We start from the raw sequence: 18779 nt of genomic DNA, 5'->3' as shown, positions 1-18779 counted from the left end.
AACCGAAGAGTCTATAGCGCCATCCGGAGGGAGGTTTCAGGGGGTTACTGTTTCAGTGACAGTGAGCGCTTTTTGCGTTTTTTCGGGTGCACAATGGCTGCTTTCACGACGTTGTCCTTGATTTGAAGAACCTCCACCCGGTGGCCGTCCACTTTCAGGCAAACGTTGGTGTCGGGGATGTTCTCAAGGGTTTCTGTGATCAGGCCATTGAGCGTTTTCGGCCCGTCCGTGGGGAGTTTCCAGCCCAGTGTCTTGTTGATCGTGCGCACCGCAGAGGTGCCATCGATAATAAAGGTTCCGTTGTCCTGCGGGATAATGTCCGGGCTGGTGGCAGCGTAGTCCGTCGTGAAGTCGCCGACGATTTCTTCAAGTATGTCCTCAAGGGTTGCCAGACCCAGCACGTCGCCGTACTCGTCTACGACAACGCCAAACCTGCGCCGACCCTTCTGGAAGTTGATCAACTGAGTGTTCAGGGGCGTGCTTTCCGGAATGAAATAGGGCTCCTGGCAAAGCTGCATGATCATGGCCTTGTTGATCTCGTCCTGCTGAAGCAGCTTCGAAGCGCTGCGCAGGTGCAGTATGCCCTGAATGTTATTGATGTCGCCCTTGTAAACCGGAAGCCGCGTGTGTTGGCTGCTGCGCAACTGTCGCAGGATCGTGTCGGTGTCATCTTCCAGGTCGATACCGACCACCTCATTGCGCGGCACCATGATGTCATTTACGGTCACTTTCTCCAGATCCAGAATGCTGACAAGCATGTCCTTATGTTTGGCTGGTATCAGGGCTCCGGCCTCGTTCACCAGGGTTCGGAGTTCTTCCCGGCTAAGGTGGTCGTTGGCAGCATCGGCGGCGGAAACCCCCAAAAGTTTCAGTATGCCGCCGGTAAACAGATTTACGGCCCAGACGATGGGATAGAGGATTTTGAGCAGTGGCCCAAGTATGTAGCTGGCTGGAAAGGCGATTTTCTCGGGAAACAGCGCCGCCAGGGTTTTCGGGGTGACTTCCGCGAAGATCAGAATCACGATTGTCAGCAGTATGGTGGCGATGGCGATGCCGGCATCGCCCCAGACGCGAATGGCAATAACGGTTGCGATCGACGATGCAAAGATGTTGACGAAATTGTTGCCAATCAGAATTACGCCGATCAACTGGTCAGTGCGTTGCAGCAAACCCTGGGCGCGCTTGGCACCTTTATGGCCGGTTTTGGCCATGTGTTTCAGGCGGTAGCGGTTCAGGGACATCATCCCGGTTTCAGAGCTTGAGAAGAAACCGGAGAGCAGGATCAGTCCGACCAGGAGGATAAACAGCGCGGTAAGCGATGTTTCGTTCAAAAGAGGTGTCCTTATATTGCTGACAAGTAGCGAAAATAGGGTTTTGGCGAGTGTTGTGTCAAGAGAATACCGGGGGCTTCAGGTGGTCAGCCGCCGCGCTGGAAGATCAGCTCCAGCACAAACTTGCTGCCGTAAAAGGCCAGCATCAGCAGTGCGCAGCCTGCGAGTGTCCATCGGCTCGCAGTAATGCCGCGCCAGCCTTTTGTGTAACGGCCGACTAGTAGCGCCACGAAAACCAGAAGGGAGAGAATCGAGAACAGGGTCTTGTGAGCGAGGTTCTGGGCAAAAAGATCTTCTATAAAGAGGGCGCCGGTCACTATTGCCAGGATCAGCATGACAACGCCTGCCCAGACCATTTCAAACAGCAGGGACTCCATGGTCTGCAAAGGTGGCAGGTTACGAACCAGCAGGCTGTTGTAGTTGTGCTTTAGTTGGCGATTCTGGAAATAAAGAAGGACTGCCTGGATGGCCGCCAGGCTGAAGAGGCTGTAGGCTGTCACCGAAAGTGCGATGTGGGAGAGCATGCCATAGCTTTGTTCCGACACCAGTCTCGAGGGACCGTGCGCAACAAGAGCAAGAATGATGGTGAGGCCTGCCAAGGGGTAGACACCCAGGAACAGGCTCTGCACTGGCTTTTTAAGGTTAAGGCCAAGCAACAGAAACACGATCAGCCAGGAAATCAGGACCGAGCTTTTAAAAAAGCTGAAGTCGAAACCTCCGTCGTGGTGGACCGTCTGACCAATCAGAAGTCCGTGGCTGGTAAGTGCGAGAACGCCGATCAGGGTGGTAATGGCGATATTGCTCTGGACCCGGCCCCTGAAATGCAGGGCCTGCAGCGCGGTACCGACGCTGTAAAGAAAAAGAGAGGTGACCGCGAGAATCAGCGTTCCCATGACTTCCTTATTAACCACTGTTCTGACTGGGGATCGGCGCAGGTTTCGGCCGATTTGACCGGGCTGGTCGTTTCAGGGCGATAGTCTGGTTATAATGTCGCGATTATGCAACTGGAATCAAGGAGTCGTCGCCGGCTCTGCCGATTCACGCACTCAATTTATCCGAGGTACGGAAGAGCAACATGTTTGAGAACCTCCAAGACCGACTTTCCGGCAGTCTGCGCAAGATTTCCGGCCAGGCGCGCCTCACTGATGACAATATAAAGGACACCCTTCGGGAAGTGCGGATGGCGCTGCTGGAGGCGGACGTCGCCCTGCCAGTTGTGAAGGACTTTGTCGAGGGCGTCCGCAAGCGTGCTATTGGTCAGGAGGTTCAGCGCAGTCTGACGCCAGGCCAGGTCTTTGTGAAAGTAGTCCAGCAGGAGCTGGAGCGGGTAATGGGCGAGGGCAACGAGTCCCTCAACCTGAATGTCCAGCCGCCGGCGGTGGTCATGATGGCCGGTCTCCAGGGTGCAGGTAAAACCACGACCGTCGCCAAGCTGTCCCGTTTCCTCAAGGAGCGACAGAAGAAATCCGTGCTTGTGGTCAGTGCAGACGTATATCGTCCTGCCGCGATCCGCCAGCTTGAAACTCTTGCTGGCGATGTTGGTGTAGATTTTTTCCCGAGCAGTGCGGATCAGGACCCCGTGGATATTGCCGAGGGCGCCATCGCAGCGGCCAGGAAAAAGCACATTGATGTGGTGATTCTTGATACCGCCGGTCGGCTGCATGTCGATGAACAGATGATGGGCGAAATCGGCAGGTTGCATAGGGCGGTCAACCCGGTTGAGACCCTGTTTGTGGTTGACGCCATGACCGGCCAGGATGCGGCCAACACCGCCAAGGCATTTAATGATGCTCTGCCGCTGACGGGTGTGGTGCTAACCAAAACCGATGGCGATGCCCGTGGCGGCGCCGCCCTGTCTGTTCGCCACATCACCGGAAAGCCAATCAAGTTCCTGGGTGTCGGTGAAAAGTCCGACGCCCTTGAGCCGTTCTACCCGGATCGTGTCGCGTCCCGGATCCTTGGTATGGGCGACGTGCTTTCGCTGATCGAAGAGGCGGAGCGCAAGCTCGACCAGAAAAAGGCCCAGAAGCTCACCAAGAAAATCAAGAAGGGCAAGAGTTTTGATCTGGAGGATTTTCGCGATCAGCTTCAGCAGATGAAGAATATGGGTGGCATCGGTGGTCTGCTCGACAAGCTGCCGGGCATGGGGCAGATGGCTCAGATGGCGCAACAACAGGTGAATGACAAGTCCATGGGGCAGATGGAAGCCATCATCTGTTCGATGACACCTAAAGAGCGCCGTTATCCGGATGTGATCAACAATTCCCGCAAGCGTCGGATTGCCACCGGGTCCGGAACCCAGATCCAGGATGTGAATCGTCTTCTTAAACAGCATAAGCAAATGCAGAAGATGATGAAAAAGTTTGGCAAGAAGGGCGGCATGGCGAATATGATGCGCGGCATGGGTGGCATGATGCCCCCGGGCGGCGGTGGAGGCGGCGGTATGCCTCCGTTTGGCCGTATGTAAAAAGCCTTACATGGAAAACGGGGAAACAACCGGTTTTGCTGTTTTCTTTGGCGCTTTTTTAGCATAGAATAGCGCCCCTTTCGAGTATGGGTCTTCGCGTCAGCTGGTCTTCAGCAGACGTGAATCGTACAAAGTTCGTACAACAGAACAGGATATTGGTTAAATGGTAACAATCCGTTTGGCTCGTGGTGGCTCCAAGAAGCGCCCGTTCTACCATCTGACAGTCACCGACAGCCGCAAGTCCCGCGACGGTCGTTTCATTGAGCGCGTTGGCTTCTTTAACCCGGTCGCCCGCGGCCAGGAAGAGCGCCTGCGTGTTGATCGTGACCGTGTTGAATTTTGGCTCGGTCAGGGCGCACAGACCAGTGAGCGCGTTGCACAGCTGTTGAAGGCTGCTGAGTAAGACAGCACTGACGCCGGGGTTTATGGCATGACACAGAATTCGCAGGAAACTGTGATCGGCCGGATTACCTCGGTGTTTGGGGTCAAGGGGTGGCTTAAAGTCTTCTCTTACACTGACCCCAAGGAAGGAATACTGAACTATCCCGAGTGGACGCTCGATCTGGATGGCAAACGTATTCCTGCCAAGCTTGAGGAGGGCCGCCGCCAGGGGCAGGGGATCGTCGTCAGGCTTAAAGGTATCAATGACCGTGATCTGGCTCGCACATACTGCGGTGCCGAGGTCAGTGTCTCGACAGCTGAGTTGCCGGAACTCCCTGAAGGCGAGTTTTACTGGTTTCAGTTGGAGGGCCTTGATGTGTATACGGTCGATGATGAGTGCCTTGGTAAAGTGCACCATCTCATGGAAACCGGGTCCAACGATGTTCTGGTGGTACAAGCTACGGCAGGTTCCATCGATCAACGTGAGCGTCTGATTCCGTATCTGCCGGGCGAAGTTGTCCAGAATGTTGATCTGGATTCAAAGCGCATGGTGGTGGACTGGGATCCGGAGTTCTGACGGGTGTGGATTGGCGCAGTCAGTCTGTTCCCGGAAATGTTCGGTGCGGTAACGGATTACGGGATCACGGGAAGGGCAGTCCGGGATGGTCTTCTGACCTTCCAAAGCTGGAATCCCCGTGAATTCACCCATGATCGGCATCGCACGGTAGACGACAGGCCCTATGGGGGCGGCCCTGGCATGCTGATGAAAATTCAGCCGCTCCGGGACGCGATCCGTGCGGCGCGGGAAGCAGCACCCGGCAAACCCTGTGTGGTTTATCTCTCGCCCCAGGGCGAGACTCTGGATCAGTCTGTTGTGGAGTCGCTGGCTGCTGAGCAGCAACTGATTCTGGTGGCGGGCCGGTACGAGGGTGTTGATGAGCGCCTGATAGCGACGGAAGTCGATCGGGAAGTGTCACTGGGTGATTTTGTGCTTTCCGGTGGCGAATTGGCAGCCATGGCTGTCATTGATGCGGTTACACGCCTCATCCCCGGAGCGCTGGGTCATGCGCAGTCGGCAGAGCAGGATTCTTTCGCCGACGGTTTGCTGGATTGTCCGCACTACACCCGGCCCGAAGTTTACGAAGGTCAGGCGGTGCCGGATGTTTTATTGGGCGGTCACCATGATCAGATCCGGCGTTGGCGGCTGAAACAGTCGCTGAGGCGAACCCGGGAGCGACGCCCCGACCTGCTGGAAAGGCGGGTGTTTACGGACGAAGAGCGTGAGCTGCTGGAAGAGATTTTGAACGAACCGGGTGCCTCTGAATGATCAGGGCATTAACAGATTGGGTATCAGGAGCATTACGATGAGCGGCAAGAACAACATCATCAGTCAACTTGAAGCAGAACAGATGACCAAGGAAATCCCTGCGTTTGCGCCGGGCGACACCGTGGTCGTTCAGGTTCGCGTAACCGAGGGTAACCGTGAGCGTCTGCAGGCGTTCGAGGGTGTTGTCATCGGCAAGCGTAACCGCGGCATGAATTCCTCCTTCACCGTGCGTAAGATCTCTTACGGTGTTGGTGTTGAGCGTACCTTCCAGAGCTTCTCCAAGCTGATCGACAGCATCAGCGTGAAGCGTCGTGGCGATGTTCGCCAGGCCAAGCTCTACTACCTGCGCGACCTGTCCGGTAAGGCGGCTCGCATCAAGGAAAAGCTGGGCTGATCAGCAAGGCGCTGAATCGCAGGCAGAAAAAGGCAGCCAAGGGCTGCCTTTTTTGTGTCTGGGGTTCCGCTATCCTTGCCATAGACCGTTCGAAGTCCGGGAGCTTGCCATGAAAGCGGAAGATGAATCACTGATTGTGCGGTTCGTTGATGCCATCTGGCTGGAGGATGGGCTTGGCGAAAAGACGCGGCAGGCCTACCGAAGTGATTTGTCGCGATTGGCGGAATGGCTGGAAAGCCAGCCCGGTAAGCCCTCGCTGGCGGATGTTCGCCGAACCGACCTTCTGGCCTGGATGTCGCGGGGGTTGGCCGAAGGAGTCAAGAGCTCCACAGCAGCCCGGCGGCTGTCCGGGCTGCGGCGCTTTTACCGCTTTCTGCTGCGCGAAGGGCTGATCGCTGAAGATCCGACCCTCAGGATCGACAGCCCGAGGTTACCCCGACGTCTTCCGGATTCTCTGACTGAGGAAGAGGTGGATGCACTGCTTTCCGAACCGGACCCGAATATTGCCATCGAACTTCGGGACAAAGCCATGCTCGAGATACTTTATGGTTGTGGTCTGAGGGTCTCCGAGCTGACAGAGTTGCGGGTTGATCAGGTAAACCTGCGCCAGGGCGTCATTCGGATCACCGGCAAGGGTGACAAGGAGCGACTTGTGCCCCTGGGAGAGGAGGCGGTGGACTGGCTGCTGAAGTACATGAAGAGTGCCCGCCCGGAGCTTCTGAAAGGCCGCTCCTGTGATGCGCTGTTTCCCGGCAATCGGGCGGCGGCGATGACCCGCCAGACATTCTGGCACCGCATCAAGCATTACGCCGTGCGGGTTGGTATTCGCAAGCATCTGTCCCCCCACACGCTCAGGCATGCCTTTGCCACGCATCTGCTCAATCATGGCGCGGATCTGCGGGTTGTCCAGATGCTTCTTGGGCACTCGGACCTGTCAACGACCCAGATCTATACCCATGTGGCTCGTCAGCGGCTTCAGTCGCTGCATCAGGCTCATCATCCCAGGGGGTGACAGGCCGACTGGTTGCGCTGCCGGAGGTGAACTTTCCTTTTATGAGCTTGTCGCATTGAATTGATTCCCGGCCTGTGCCAATACTGCCCGGGTTCTTTAACTGATCTCTGAAAAAGGTTGTTTGTCAGAATGAATATTAAACATGCGGTCGTGGCGCTTACCTTCAGTTTCGGCTTACTTGGTATGGCGAATGTCAGTGCCGGTGAAGTCGAAGACCGGATTTCCGAGCGCCTGACCCAGGCCGTCCCGGGCCTTCAGGTGATGTCGGTGAAAGAGTCCGAGGCAAAGGGGCTCTATGAGGTTCAGAGCAACAATGGCGACACGATATACGCGACCGAGGATGGCCAGTATCTGATGACGGGGGATCTTCTGAAGATCACCGAGCAGGGCATTGCCAATGTCACCGAGGCAGCTCGCACTGAGGCCCGTCGCGAAATGATGGCGGACTTTGGTGATAAGGGAGTCATCAGCTTCCCCGCCAAGAACGAAAAAGCCGTCGTGAGTGTGTTCACCGACATCGACTGCCCCTACTGCAGGAAGCTGCATGACGAGGTGCCTCAGCTGAACGATTACGGCATTACCGTCAATTACTATGGGTTTCCCCGGTCCGGTCCCAACACTGCGTCTTTCAGGAAGTACGAGTCGGTCTGGTGTGCTGATGATCAGCAGGCTGCCATGAACGCAGCCAAGGCTGGTCAACAGGTGGCCGATGTAAGCTGTGAAAACCCCGTTCGTGAGCAGTTTGAGCTGGGTGGTCGAGTTGGCGTAACCGGTACGCCTGCCATTGTACTGGAAGACGGCAACATGGTGCGGGGCTATGTTCCGGCGCAGCGATTGGCTGAAGGACTGGGCTTGCTCTGACAACCTTCCGGATCCATTGTCCGGGCTGCGTCACAGGGTATTTTCTCTGGATCCGATTCGGGGCTTATTCAGTGGGGCCTGAATCGGTATACTATGCCCGCCTAATATAATTCATCAGCACCCCTTCGGGATCAGAGGTGAGAGTTTGAAAGACGTCAGTGTCGGAATCTGCGGATTGGGAACCGTCGGCGGCGGTACCTTTAATGTCTTGACCCGCAACGCCAGGCTGATTGCCGGCCGGGCCGGGTGCAATATCCGGATCACCCGGATTGCCAGTCGACGGGCCCGCGAGGATATGGACCTCGGGGACGTGCCTTTCAGCACCGACATTTATGACGTGGTGAACGATCCCGGTGTCGATATCGTGGTCGAGCTGATCGGTGGCTATGACGCCGCGCGGGAGCTGGTACTCGCGGCCATCCGCAATGGCAAGCACGTGGTGACTGCCAACAAGGCCCTGATCGCCGTCCACGGCAATGAAATCTTTGAAGCGGCCGAGAAAGCTGGCGTTGTGGTGGCGTACGAGGCAGGTGTTGCCGGGGGCATTCCGGTCATCAAGGCCGTACGTGAAGGCATGGCGGCGAACCGCATTGACTGGATTGCCGGCATTATCAACGGTACCGGTAACTACATTCTGACGGAAATGCGTGCCGGTCGGGAATTTTCCGAGGTTCTCAAGGAAGCCCAGGACCTGGGTTATGCGGAAGCGGATCCGACCTTTGATGTTGAGGGGATCGACGCCGCCCACAAACTGACCATTCTGGCATCCGCCGGTTTCGGTGTGCCCCTGCAATTCGAGAAGGGCTTTACCGAAGGGATCTCCAAGATTACCCCTTACGATATTGCCCATGCCGAACTATTGGGTTATCGCATCAAGCACCTCGGTATCGCCCGCCGTCGTGATGATGGTATTGAGCTTCGGGTTCATCCGACCCTGGTGCCCCAGAGCCACCTGATCGCCCAGGTTGACGGCGTGCTCAATGCAGTCCTGGTAGACGGCGATGCCGTTGGCCAGACCATGTATTACGGCCCTGGCGCCGGTGATGAGGCCACTGCCTCTGCGGTTATCGCAGATATCGTTGATGTCGCCCGTGCCGTAGCAACAGAAAGCAACCTGCGGGTGCCATACCTTGGGTTCTCACCGGAGGCCATGGAAGAGCTGGACGTGCTCTCTATGGAGGACATCCAGTCGGCGTACTACCTGCGAATTACCGCTCTTGATCGTCCGGGTGTGCTGGCCAAGATTGCCTCCATCCTGAGCGAGCACGGCATCAATATCGAGTCGATCATGCAGAAGGAATCCGAACTGAAAGACGGTCGGATTCCGGTGATCATCCTGACCCACACCGTTCAGGAACGGCAGATCAACCGTGCGATTGAAGAGCTGGAAGCCCTGTCCGATACCGACGGCCAGGTTGTCCGCATCCGCGCAGAAAACTTCAACTGACAGGTACGAACGTGAGATACATCAGTACGCGGGGTGAAGCGCCCGCACTGGGTTTTGAAGACGTATTGCTGACGGGCCTTGCCACCGATGGCGGGCTTTACGTTCCCGAATCCCTGCCGCATTTCAGTCTGGAGGAAATCCGTAGCTGGCGTGGGCTCCCATACAGTGAGCTGGCCTTCAAGGTCATGCATCCGTTCGTGGACGACGCCATCCCGGCAGACGACTTCCGCAAGATGCTGGATGAGACCTATTCGGTCTTTGCCCATAAGGCAGTCGCTCCGCTGGTTCAGCTGGATACCAACGAGTGGGTGATGGAGCTTTTCCGCGGCCCGACCCTGGCGTTCAAGGACTTTGCACTGCAGCTGCTCGGCCGCCTGCTGGACTACGTGTTGGAAAAGCGCAAGCAGCACGTGGTGATCATGGGGGCGACTTCCGGTGACACCGGCTCCGCTGCAATCGAAGGTTGCCGCCGGTGCGAGCATGTGGATATTTTCATCCTGCATCCGCACCAGCGCGTATCTGAAGTCCAACGCCGCCAGATGACCACCGTTCAGGGTGACAACATCCACAACATTGCGGTGCGTGGCAACTTCGATGACTGCCAGCGCATGGTAAAAGAAAGTTTCGGCAACCAGTCGTTCCTGGGCGGAAAAACCCAGCTGGCCGCCGTGAACTCCATCAACTGGGCCCGGATCATGGCCCAGATTGTTTACTACTTCCATGCGTCCCTCGCCCTGGGTGGGCCGGATCGCAGCATGGCGTTCTCCGTTCCAACTGGAAACTTCGGGGACATCTTTGCCGGCTATCTGGCGAAGAAGATGGGGCTGCCGATCTCACAGCTGGTGATTGCCACCAACCGCAACGACATCCTGCACCGCTTCATGAGCGGCAACAAATACGAGCAGCATCAGCTCGAGCACACGTTGTCACCCAGCATGGATATCATGGTGTCCAGCAACTTCGAGCGTCTGCTGTTTGATCTGCATGGTCGCGATGGGCTGGCTGTGAAGACCCTGCTGGAAAATGCAGCCAAAGGCCCGGTCAGCATTGAAGATTACCGCTGGAAACACGCCCGAAAGCTGTTCGACAGCGACGCGGTGGACGACAAGAAGACCTGTGACACCATCCGCGAGATCTACGAGCAGAACGAGTATCTGCTGGATCCCCACACCGCCATCGGGGTGCGCGCTGCGCGCAATTGCCGCCGAGATCCGGCGGTACCGATGATCACCCTGGGTACTGCGCACCCGGCCAAGTTCCCGGATGCAGTAGCCGAGTCCGGCTTGACTGTGGAGCCGCCTCTGCCAACTCACATGGCTGACCTGTTCGAACGGGAAGAGCGCTACACGGTGCTGGATAACGACATCTCCGGGGTTCAGGAGTTTATTGCCAAGCACTGGAAAAACGCCTGATCGGGTATGACACCAAAAAAGATCCTGCGTCGCCCCCAGCCGGAGATAGTCCCGGACTGGGGGCAAAACCTGCCTCCGTTGCTTCGCCGTCTCTACGCCGCCCGTGGCGTAACCTCTGATGAGCAGCTGAGTTACACCCTCAGACATCTTGCATCTCCCCTGTCACTGAGAGGTATCGACCGGGCAGTTGAGCTGCTGTCGGAAGCGATCCAGCAGCAACAGCGGGTTCTGGTGCTCGGCGATTTCGATGCCGATGGCGCCACTAGCACCGCCGTAGCCATGCTTGGCCTTTCAATGCTCGGTTTGCAGAGCATTGATTTTCGGGTGCCCAGCCGTTTTGCCGACGGCTATGGCCTGACGCCAGGCATTATTGAGCGGCTGCGCGATGAGGGTGAGCTTCCCGACCTGATGGTCACCGTTGATAACGGTATATCCGCCGTTGAAGGTGTCAGAGCGGCCAAAGAGCTCGGGGTGAAAGTCGTGGTGACGGATCACCATCTGGCCGGTGATGAGCTCCCGGACGCCGATGCCATCGTCAATCCCAATCAGCCGGGTTGTCCCTTCCTGAGCAAGAACGCCGCCGGTGTTGGTGTCATGTTTTACGTGCTCACGGCACTGCGCAAGCGGCTTCGGGAAAGCAATCAACTCCCGGATCCTGAACCCAATCTGGGGAGCCTTCTGGACCTGGTGGCGCTGGGTACAGTCGCCGATGTCGTACCCCTGGATCATAACAACCGGATTTTCGTAGAGCAGGGCTTGCGCCGGATAAGGCAGGGTGAGGCCCGGCCCGGTATCCTTGCGTTGCTTGAAGTCGCCGGCCGCGATCATACTGCAATCAGTTCTACCGATCTTGGGTTTGTGGTCGGCCCCCGGTTGAATGCCGCCGGGCGGCTGGATGATATGAGCATCGGCATTGCCTGCCTTCTCGCCGACAGCCAGGACGAAGCAAGGCGCCTGGCCCGGGAGCTGGATACCTTCAATAGGGAGCGCCGCACCATCGAGAAGGATATGAAAGCCCAGGCTCAGGGTCTGCTTGCTTCCATGTCCCTGGATCTTGAAGGTCTGCCGTGGGGCCTGGCCCTGTTCGATCCCGACTGGCACCAGGGTGTCATCGGCATCCTCGCGGCACGTATTCGAGAGCAGACCCACCGGCCCACCATTGCCTTCGCGCCGGATGACAACGGCGAGGATATCAAGGGCTCCGCCCGGTCGATTCCCGGGCTGCATATCCGTGATGTGCTCGCCGTGGTCGACTCCCGCCATCCCGGTATGCTGAAGAAGTTTGGCGGCCACGCCATGGCCGCCGGCATGACCCTGGCCAAAGCGGATCTGGATGCCTTCTCGGAAGCCTTCGATCGGGCCGTGCGAGACAGCGCCTCCGCCGAAGACCTGGAGGCTGCCATCACAACCGATGGGCCTCTGGCCCTCGAAGAGCTTTCCCTGGACACCGCCGCACTGCTCAAGCGGGCCGGCCCCTGGGGGCAGCATTTCCCGGAGCCGCTGTTCGACGGCGAGTTTCGGGTGGTGAGCCAGAGAATCGTCGGTGAAAACCATCTGAAGCTGGTTCTGCAACCGGTTGAGGGCGGCGGGATCATTGACGGCATTGCCTTCAATACCGGGCCGGAAGTGCCGGATTACACCCGAACCGGTGCCCGGGTGGTGTATAAGCCGGATGCCAATACCTTTCGGGGGCGGACCAATCTTCAGCTTTTGGTCGATTATCTCGAGCCGCTATCCTGATCAAGCCTGCCTCCCGCTTACTCTGAAGTAGCGGTCAACCACGGCTGATTTACGAACTGATTTCCGGTAAACTCCGCCCTCTGTTTTTACTCTCCATTTTCAAGAGCGAGTAAGGGTTTCATGGAAATTAATCCCATTGTGACGAAGATCAAAGAGCTTCGTGAGCGCACTGAAGCGCTCAGGGGGTATCTTTGACTACGATCAGCGTAGTGAGCGACTGATCGAAGTTGAGCGCGAACTGGAGCAGCCAAGCGTCTGGGACGACCCCGAGCGGGCGCAGGCGCTGGGCAAAGAGCGTGCGGATCTTGAGCTGATCGTCAAGACCATCGATAACCTCACCTCCGGCCTGGAAGACGCCGAAGGCCTGCTGGATATTGCCGCAGAAGAAGAGGACGAAGGCACCGTTGCCGAGATCGAGTCCGATCTTGAGGGCCTTGATAAAGAGCTCGAAAAGCTCGAATTCCGCCGCATGTTCTCCGGCGAAATGGATGCCAACAACGCCTACCTCGATATCCAGGCTGGTTCCGGTGGCACCGAAGCCCAGGACTGGGCCAATATGCTGTTGCGTATGTACCTGCGCTGGGCTGAGCGCCGTGGCTTCAAGGCCGAGATTGTCGAGCTGATGGAAGGTGAAGTGGCGGGCATCAAGAGCGCCACCATTCACATCCAGGGCGACTATGCCTATGGCTGGCTGCGTACCGAAACCGGCGTACACCGGCTGGTGCGTAAATCACCGTTTGATTCCGGCAACCGTAGGCACACTTCGTTCTCTTCCGTGTTTGTATCGCCGGAAGTAGATGACAGCTTCGAGATCGAGATCAATCCGGCGGATTTGCGGGTGGATGTCTATCGTGCCTCCGGCGCTGGTGGTCAGCACGTTAACCGGACCGAGTCGGCGGTGCGTCTGACCCACAATCCCACCGGTATTGTTGTGGCCTGTCAGGCTGGCCGAAGCCAGCACCAGAACAAGGACCAGGCCATGAAGCAGCTGAAGGCCAAGCTGTTTGAGCGCGAGATGCAGGAGCGTAACGCCGAGAAGCAGAAGGCCGAGGACGCCAAGGCCGATATCGGTTGGGGCAGCCAGATCCGTTCCTACGTTCTGGATGACAGCCGTATCAAGGACCTGCGTACCAAGGTTGAAACCAGTAATACCCAGTCGGTGCTGGACGGTGACATTGACAAGTTCATCGAAGCCAGCCTGAAGATGGCGCTGTAACCAGCGCCTTTGCCACGCTAACCCGGACAACCCGATTCCTAGTGAGCCAAAATGACTGATCAAACTCAGAATGCCGCACAGCATGAGGACAACAAGCTGATTGCCGAGCGCCGCGCCAAACTGTCAGAGATGCGCGACCAGGGCAACGCCTTCCCGAACGACTTCCGTCGTGACGCCACCGCCGCCGAACTGCAGGCAAAATACGGCGAGACAACCAAGGAAGAGCTGGAGTCCCTGGGTATCAAGGTGGCCATTGCCGGCCGCATGATGCTGGATCGCAAGGCATTCAAGGTGGTTCAGGACATGACTGGCCGGATCCAGATCTATGCTTCCAAGGATGTCCAGAAAGACACCAAGCACTGGGATCTGGGGGACATCGTGGGCGTCCGTGGGACCCTTTCCAAGTCAGGCAAGGGCGACCTGTACGTAACCATGGATGAGCACGTGCTGCTCACCAAGTCCCTGCGTCCGTTGCCTGAGAAGCACAAGGGCCTGACGGACACGGAAGCCCGCTACCGTCACCGCTACGTCGATTTGATGGTCAACGAGGACAGTCGCCGGGTGTTCCATGCGCGTTCGAAGATCATCAGCGCCATGCGCCAGTACTTCACCGACCGGGAGTTCATGGAAGTGGAAACCCCGATGCTTCAGGTGATCCCCGGTGGTGCCACCGCGCGGCCCTTCGTGACCCATCATAACGCCCTGGGCATCGACATGTACCTGCGTATTGCCCCGGAATTGTTCCTGAAGCGCCTGGTCGTCGGCGGCTTTGAGCGGGTGTTCGAGATCAACCGGAACTTCCGAAACGAGGGGCTTTCCACCCGTCATAATCCGGAATTTACCATGGTCGAGTTTTACCAGGCATACGCAGACTACAACGACCTGATGGATCTGACCGAGGACATGCTGCGCACCATCACCCAGAAGGTCTTGGGCACCACCATGGTGGTGAACACCCGCACCCTGGCTGATGGCAGCGAAGAGACCATCGAGTACGACTTCGGCAAGACCTTCGAGCGCCTTACCGTTGTTGATGCCATTCTGCGCTACAACCCGGACATCAAGCCAGAACAGCTGGCAGATGAGGCCAGCGCCCGTCAGGTGGCAAAAGATATGGGTATTCATCTCAAGGATGGTTGGGGTCTGGGCAAGGTCCAGATCGAGATCTTCGAGGCAACGGCGGAGCATCGCCTGATGCAACCGACCTTTATCACCGAGTACCCGAAAGAAGTGTCGCCCCTGGCCCGCTGCAAAGACAGTAACCCGTTCGTCACCGAACGCTTCGAGTTCTTCGTGGGAGGCCGCGAGATTGCCAACGGATTCTCTGAGCTGAACGACGCCGAAGACCAGGCCGAGCGCTTCCAGGCCCAGGTGGCGGAAAAGGATGCCGGTGATGACGAAGCCATGTTCTACGACGAGGACTACGTCATGGCCCTGGAATATGGCCTGCCGCCCACCGCCGGCGAGGGCATCGGTATCGACCGCCTGGCGATGTTGCTGACCAACTCGGCTTCCATCCGCGACGTCATCCTGTTCCCGGCCATGCGCCCAGAACACAAGCCTGAAAGCCGCAAAGACGAGGAGTGATCCATGAGCCCGGTTGAGGTACTGGCCAGTCAGCTCAGGCCCGACCGGGGCTGGAAAGAACATCTCTCCGAAGAATTCCGCCAGCCCTACATGCAGGGCCTGGCGGAATTCCTGGCTGCCGAGGAGCAAGCCGGCAAAGTCCTGTTCCCCGCCAGCCAACACTGCTTCAACGCACTCAACAGCACGCCGCTGGAAAACGTAAGGGTGGTGATTCTCGGGCAAGACCCCTACCACGGCCCCGGCCAGGCCCACGGCCTGTGCTTCTCCGTGCGCCCGAACGTGGCCATCCCGCCCTCGCTGGTCAACATCTTTAAGGAAATTCAGGACGACCTGGGCATTGCTCCGCCCGATCACGGCTGCCTCCAACCCTGGGCAGAGCAGGGCGTATTGCTACTCAACAGTGTCCTCACCGTCGTCCAGGGCCAGGCCGGCGCCCATCAGGGCAAAGGCTGGGAAACCTTCACCGACAAAGTCATCGAAACCATCAACCGCGAACGGGAAGGCGTGGTATTCCTGCTCTGGGGCAGCTACGCCAAAAAGAAAGGCCAGCACATCGACCGCACCAAACACCTCGTCCTCGACGGCCCCCATCCCTCGCCACTAAGCGCTTACCGGGGCTTCTTCGGTTGCAAACACTTTTCAAAGGCGAACGACTGGTTGCAACAGCAGGGAAAGCCCACCGTTAACTGGGCGTTGCCCAGCAAAGCTGAGTTGATCGAGAGATACAAGAAGAGCTGAAAGGGCAGGTAAAGAGTGCCCTTCCAAGGTTCGATCGGTGTGGGGGCGGTGAGTCTTTCCCGACAGGAAAAGGTGTCTGAGCGCAGCGAGTTCTTTTCCCGAGGGAAAGACTCACCGCCCCCGCGCCAGCCACCAAAAAGCGAGGGGGCACAAGAAGTATCGGGTATTACTGAAGCAGCGCCATAGCCGCTTCCATCTGGGCGTTCAGATCCTCTTCCTCGCTCATGTCGATATTCGGATCCAGTCCAAGACGATCAAAGGCCGAAATCTTCGTCCAGTCCATTTCATTCCACGCATGCTCTGAACCGGCAACCAGCTGAAGGTTGGCCACCATCACCAGATCTGCGTAGTCGGCCGACGGCACCTCACGGTTGAAGTTGGCATATTCCAGAGGAACGTTCTGAAGCTCCTGCGGGAAATCCCACTTCTTCAGGATGGTCGCCCCGATCTTCGGATGCAGCTCATCGACCACATTATCCAACATGATGCTGCTGATCTGGATATCCTGGTCTTCCACATAGCGCAGAATCGGCAGCACGCCGATCAGATGCACCAGGCCTGCAAGGGTGGCCTGGTCCGGCTTGAGCTTGGTGTAGTGTTGCGCCAGAACATGACAGACACCGGCCACTTCGGTGCTGGTCTGCCAGGTGGCCCGCATGCGCTTGTCGATCATGTCGGAGGTGGCCTGGAACATCTGCTCCATGGCCAGACCCATGGCCAGGTTACTGGTATAGGCCATGCCGAGGCGGCTTACCGCCATGTTCAGATTTTCGATGGCGCGGCTGCCGCGGAACAGCGGGCTATTGGTCACCCGGATAATACGGGCGGACAGGGCCGTGTCATTGCTGATGACCTTCACCAGGTCCGCTATTGAAGAATCCTCGGATTGCGCAATGTCTCTGACCTGAAGAGCTACTTCGGGAAGGGTGGGCAGCACCAGCTTGTCATTTTCGATAGCTGCGTTGAGATCGGCTTTGATGGTTTCAACAATATTCGACATGGTCAGTAAAGGTCCGCTTAAAGAGTTCGACGAGTGGCCGGAATGTCCGAGCCACGGTCCGAACAATCAAATATGTGAGCTACTGCATAGCAAAATAGCAAATTCTGGCGCGTTTGCCTGTCAACTTATGTATCTGATTGTGCGCTTTTTTCCCTTTCAGGCACCGAGTAGGGCAGCGGCAGAGGCTCCAGAACTACCTTCGGCAGGCCCTCCGGATGAAGGGGGGTGTCGGCGGCATCGTGGCGCACAACGGCGAGCAGTTCCATGCTGCCGTTACGGTATCTGATCGAGTTGACGACTTCTCCCACGGATCGTTCGCCAGCAAACAGAGCGCTTCCGGGGGCGGGCAGCTCTTTCGCCTCTTCCGCACGGAACCGGAACAGGCTTTTTTTCAATTGCCCCAGGAAATGCATGCGGGCAATCACTTCCTGACCCGTGTAGCAGCCCTTTTTGAAATGAACCCCGCCTACATGTTGCCAGTTCAGCATCTGTGGCACGAAGGATTCCTGGGTGGCGGCCGTGAGGGAGGCGACACCCGCCGCAATCTCGGATGCCTGCCAGTCTTCCACCGACATCCGGTCGCTGGCGGGTAGTGTTATTTCGCCACCCCGGGTATGCCAGAACTCGAAGCGGGCCGTGCCTTCAGCTGTTGATTGGGTTTTCACAAGGATGCCGTCACGGAGTAAGCAAGAGTCACCCGGTTCCCTCAGGCTGCCCATTGCAGTTTCGGCGAGCTTTTCGGCCAGCTCATTGCCCAGAATCCCGACGATGCTGGTTTCCTGGACCAGCTCCATGGTGGTTCCGCGAAAGAGCATCAGGTACTTGCGCAAATGGCTGATGATGTCGTCAGCGAGCTCGGAGGGAAAGTCCATCAGGATGTCGTCACCGGCCCGGACCATGCGGGTGAGGCAGTAGGCGCGGCCCTTGGGCGTCGCCGCTGCCGCTCGCGGGGAGCGATCCGGGGTTACCTCGTCCAGGTTCTGGCTGAACTGGCCCTGGAGAAACTTGTCGGTGCCCGGGCCGCTGATCCGCACAACCACCCGGTCGTCGAGAACCGCCCAGCCGCTATTGGGTAGGGGGAAGTCTGCAACGGCTGATACAGGAGAGTCTGTGTCGGTCATGGCGTGCTCCAGATTGGTGGGTCAGATGGATGGTTGCCCAGATCGGCCCAGTCTGAGCCATACCCGCAGGCGACGAAAATCGTCTTTCGAAACGTTGCCCGATCTGCCGGATGACGGTGCCAGCAGTATCGTATTGTATGACCGGAATCTGGTGCCGGTCGGACGCAATTTCAAGAGTGCCAGTCCGGCCCAGACACGACTGGAAGCCGATGGGCACACCTGAACCTGCCGGTTGTCTCCGGTCTTGACGTACAACTCGCCATTCTCGACAAGAAGGCCATTGACGGACCCGCCTCCGCGGAGCAAACCGTTGGACCGATACTGCAGCGCGGCTAGGCCGAGCGCAATGGGCGCTGCAGTGAGTAGCCATAACTTGCCGGCCAGCGCCGCAATGAAAAGGAACGCCAGCAGCAACAGCCAGGGCAGCACTGCCAGAGCGCCAACCAGCAGGGAGGGGGTGAGCGTCAGCTCAATCCGGCTGGACACGCTTGAGGATGATGTCGACCATGCGTTGGAGGTCCGGATCTGCCGGGCGGCTGCGCTGCATGAACCACTCGAACATGTCGCTGTCCTCACAGGCGAGCAGTTTCTTGTAGCGGGCCTGATCTTCGGCGTCCAGATCGCGAAAGGCTTCCTCCATGAATGGAATCAGGAGGTTGTCCAGCTCCAGCATCCCGCGACGGCTATGCCACCACAGGCGGTTGAATTCTGCTTTTTCGGACGATGCAGGTGTCTCTGACATAGT

General features: G+C 57.8%; 19 protein-coding genes. 13 read left to right on the top strand and 6 right to left on the bottom strand.

The annotated features are described in order from the left end of the window. Window positions 1-44 precede the first annotated feature (44 nt). Complete coding sequence (locus GJU83_RS13360; protein WP_064227101.1) at window positions 45-1331, bottom strand: HlyC/CorC family transporter; 1287 nt, start codon at window positions 1329-1331, stop codon at window positions 45-47. Window positions 1332-1417: 86 nt separating this feature from the next. Continuing rightward, the gene (locus GJU83_RS13355; protein WP_153634538.1) at window positions 1418-2224 is read right to left on the bottom strand and encodes a cytochrome C assembly family protein; all 807 of its coding nucleotides are present in this window, start codon (window positions 2222-2224) and stop codon (window positions 1418-1420) included. A gap of 182 nt (window positions 2225-2406) precedes the next feature. On the opposite strand from GJU83_RS13355, the gene ffh reads away from it, so the two are divergent. The 13 genes from ffh (at window position 2407) to ung (ending at window position 15913) form a co-directional block, all read left to right on the top strand. Further along, window positions 2407-3798 (top strand): signal recognition particle protein, encoded by a 1392-nt coding sequence (gene ffh / locus GJU83_RS13350; RefSeq protein ID WP_153634537.1) that lies wholly within the window; start codon window positions 2407-2409, stop codon window positions 3796-3798. Between the two features lie 163 nt (window positions 3799-3961). Further along, window positions 3962-4201, top strand: a complete 240-nt coding sequence (gene rpsP, locus GJU83_RS13345) for a 30S ribosomal protein S16 (RefSeq protein ID WP_069184097.1) — start codon at window positions 3962-3964, stop codon at window positions 4199-4201. A 27-nt stretch (window positions 4202-4228) separates the two neighbouring features. Beyond that, window positions 4229-4756 carry a ribosome maturation factor RimM gene (rimM, locus tag GJU83_RS13340; RefSeq protein WP_153634536.1) on the top strand — a complete coding sequence of 176 codons (528 nt, stop codon included), beginning with the start codon at window positions 4229-4231 and terminating at the stop codon, window positions 4754-4756. 3 nt (window positions 4757-4759) lie between these two features. Further along, window positions 4760-5506: a tRNA (guanosine(37)-N1)-methyltransferase TrmD gene (gene trmD, locus GJU83_RS13335; RefSeq protein ID WP_069184099.1), complete on the top strand. Its 747-nt coding sequence runs from the start codon at window positions 4760-4762 to the stop codon at window positions 5504-5506. Window positions 5507-5543: 37 nt separating this feature from the next. Continuing rightward, the gene (gene rplS / locus GJU83_RS13330) at window positions 5544-5900 is read left to right on the top strand and encodes a 50S ribosomal protein L19 (RefSeq protein ID WP_048495327.1); all 357 of its coding nucleotides are present in this window, start codon (window positions 5544-5546) and stop codon (window positions 5898-5900) included. A gap of 109 nt (window positions 5901-6009) precedes the next feature. After that, window positions 6010-6912, top strand: coding sequence for a site-specific tyrosine recombinase XerD (gene xerD, locus GJU83_RS13325; RefSeq protein WP_069184100.1), 903 nt, complete (start codon window positions 6010-6012; stop codon window positions 6910-6912). Window positions 6913-7041: 129 nt separating this feature from the next. Continuing rightward, on the top strand, window positions 7042-7773 hold the full coding sequence (locus GJU83_RS13320) for a DsbC family protein (RefSeq protein ID WP_153634535.1): 732 nt from the start codon (window positions 7042-7044) through the stop codon (window positions 7771-7773). 145 nt (window positions 7774-7918) lie between these two features. Then, entirely contained in the window at window positions 7919-9220 is a 1302-nt protein-coding gene (locus tag GJU83_RS13315) for a homoserine dehydrogenase (RefSeq protein WP_136629332.1), read from the top strand. A gap of 11 nt (window positions 9221-9231) precedes the next feature. Continuing rightward, window positions 9232-10632: a threonine synthase gene (thrC, locus tag GJU83_RS13310; protein ID WP_153634534.1), complete on the top strand. Its 1401-nt coding sequence runs from the start codon at window positions 9232-9234 to the stop codon at window positions 10630-10632. Window positions 10633-10638: 6 nt separating this feature from the next. Beyond that, the gene (gene recJ / locus GJU83_RS13305) at window positions 10639-12372 is read left to right on the top strand and encodes a single-stranded-DNA-specific exonuclease RecJ (RefSeq protein WP_069184104.1); all 1734 of its coding nucleotides are present in this window, start codon (window positions 10639-10641) and stop codon (window positions 12370-12372) included. Window positions 12373-12492: 120 nt separating this feature from the next. Continuing rightward, window positions 12493-13588, top strand: a protein-coding gene (gene prfB, locus GJU83_RS13300; protein WP_099045589.1) for a peptide chain release factor 2 whose coding sequence is annotated in 2 segments (ribosomal slippage) — window positions 12493-12564 and window positions 12566-13588 — 1095 coding nt in all. Because the reading frame shifts where the segments join, the coding sequence is not laid out codon by codon here. 51 nt (window positions 13589-13639) lie between these two features. Continuing rightward, the gene (lysS, locus tag GJU83_RS13295) at window positions 13640-15175 is read left to right on the top strand and encodes a lysine--tRNA ligase (protein WP_153634533.1); all 1536 of its coding nucleotides are present in this window, start codon (window positions 13640-13642) and stop codon (window positions 15173-15175) included. 3 nt (window positions 15176-15178) lie between these two features. Then, entirely contained in the window at window positions 15179-15913 is a 735-nt protein-coding gene (gene ung, locus GJU83_RS13290) for a uracil-DNA glycosylase (RefSeq protein ID WP_153634532.1), read from the top strand. Between the two features lie 166 nt (window positions 15914-16079). On the opposite strand, the gene GJU83_RS13285 is transcribed toward ung, so the two are convergent. From GJU83_RS13285 to GJU83_RS13270, 4 genes are all read right to left on the bottom strand, one after another. Continuing rightward, the gene (locus GJU83_RS13285; protein ID WP_069184107.1) at window positions 16080-16913 is read right to left on the bottom strand and encodes an HDOD domain-containing protein; all 834 of its coding nucleotides are present in this window, start codon (window positions 16911-16913) and stop codon (window positions 16080-16082) included. Between the two features lie 125 nt (window positions 16914-17038). Continuing rightward, a complete protein-coding gene (gene ygfZ, locus GJU83_RS13280; RefSeq protein ID WP_153634531.1) occupies window positions 17039-18034 on the bottom strand; it encodes a CAF17-like 4Fe-4S cluster assembly/insertion protein YgfZ in 996 nt (331 codons plus the stop codon). A gap of 21 nt (window positions 18035-18055) precedes the next feature. Then, entirely contained in the window at window positions 18056-18520 is a 465-nt protein-coding gene (locus GJU83_RS13275; RefSeq protein WP_153634530.1) for a hypothetical protein, read from the bottom strand. Next, complete coding sequence (locus GJU83_RS13270; RefSeq protein WP_069184110.1) at window positions 18504-18776, bottom strand: FAD assembly factor SdhE; 273 nt, start codon at window positions 18774-18776, stop codon at window positions 18504-18506. Before GJU83_RS13270 ends, GJU83_RS13275 begins: the two co-directional genes overlap by 17 nt. Window positions 18777-18779: the final 3 nt, after the last annotated feature.

The organism is Marinobacter salsuginis (genome assembly GCF_009617755.1).
Lineage (GTDB): Bacteria > Pseudomonadota > Gammaproteobacteria > Pseudomonadales > Oleiphilaceae > Marinobacter > Marinobacter salsuginis.
Note: the sequence above shows the minus strand (reverse complement) of the source record. Positions and strands in the feature narration are given on the sequence as shown.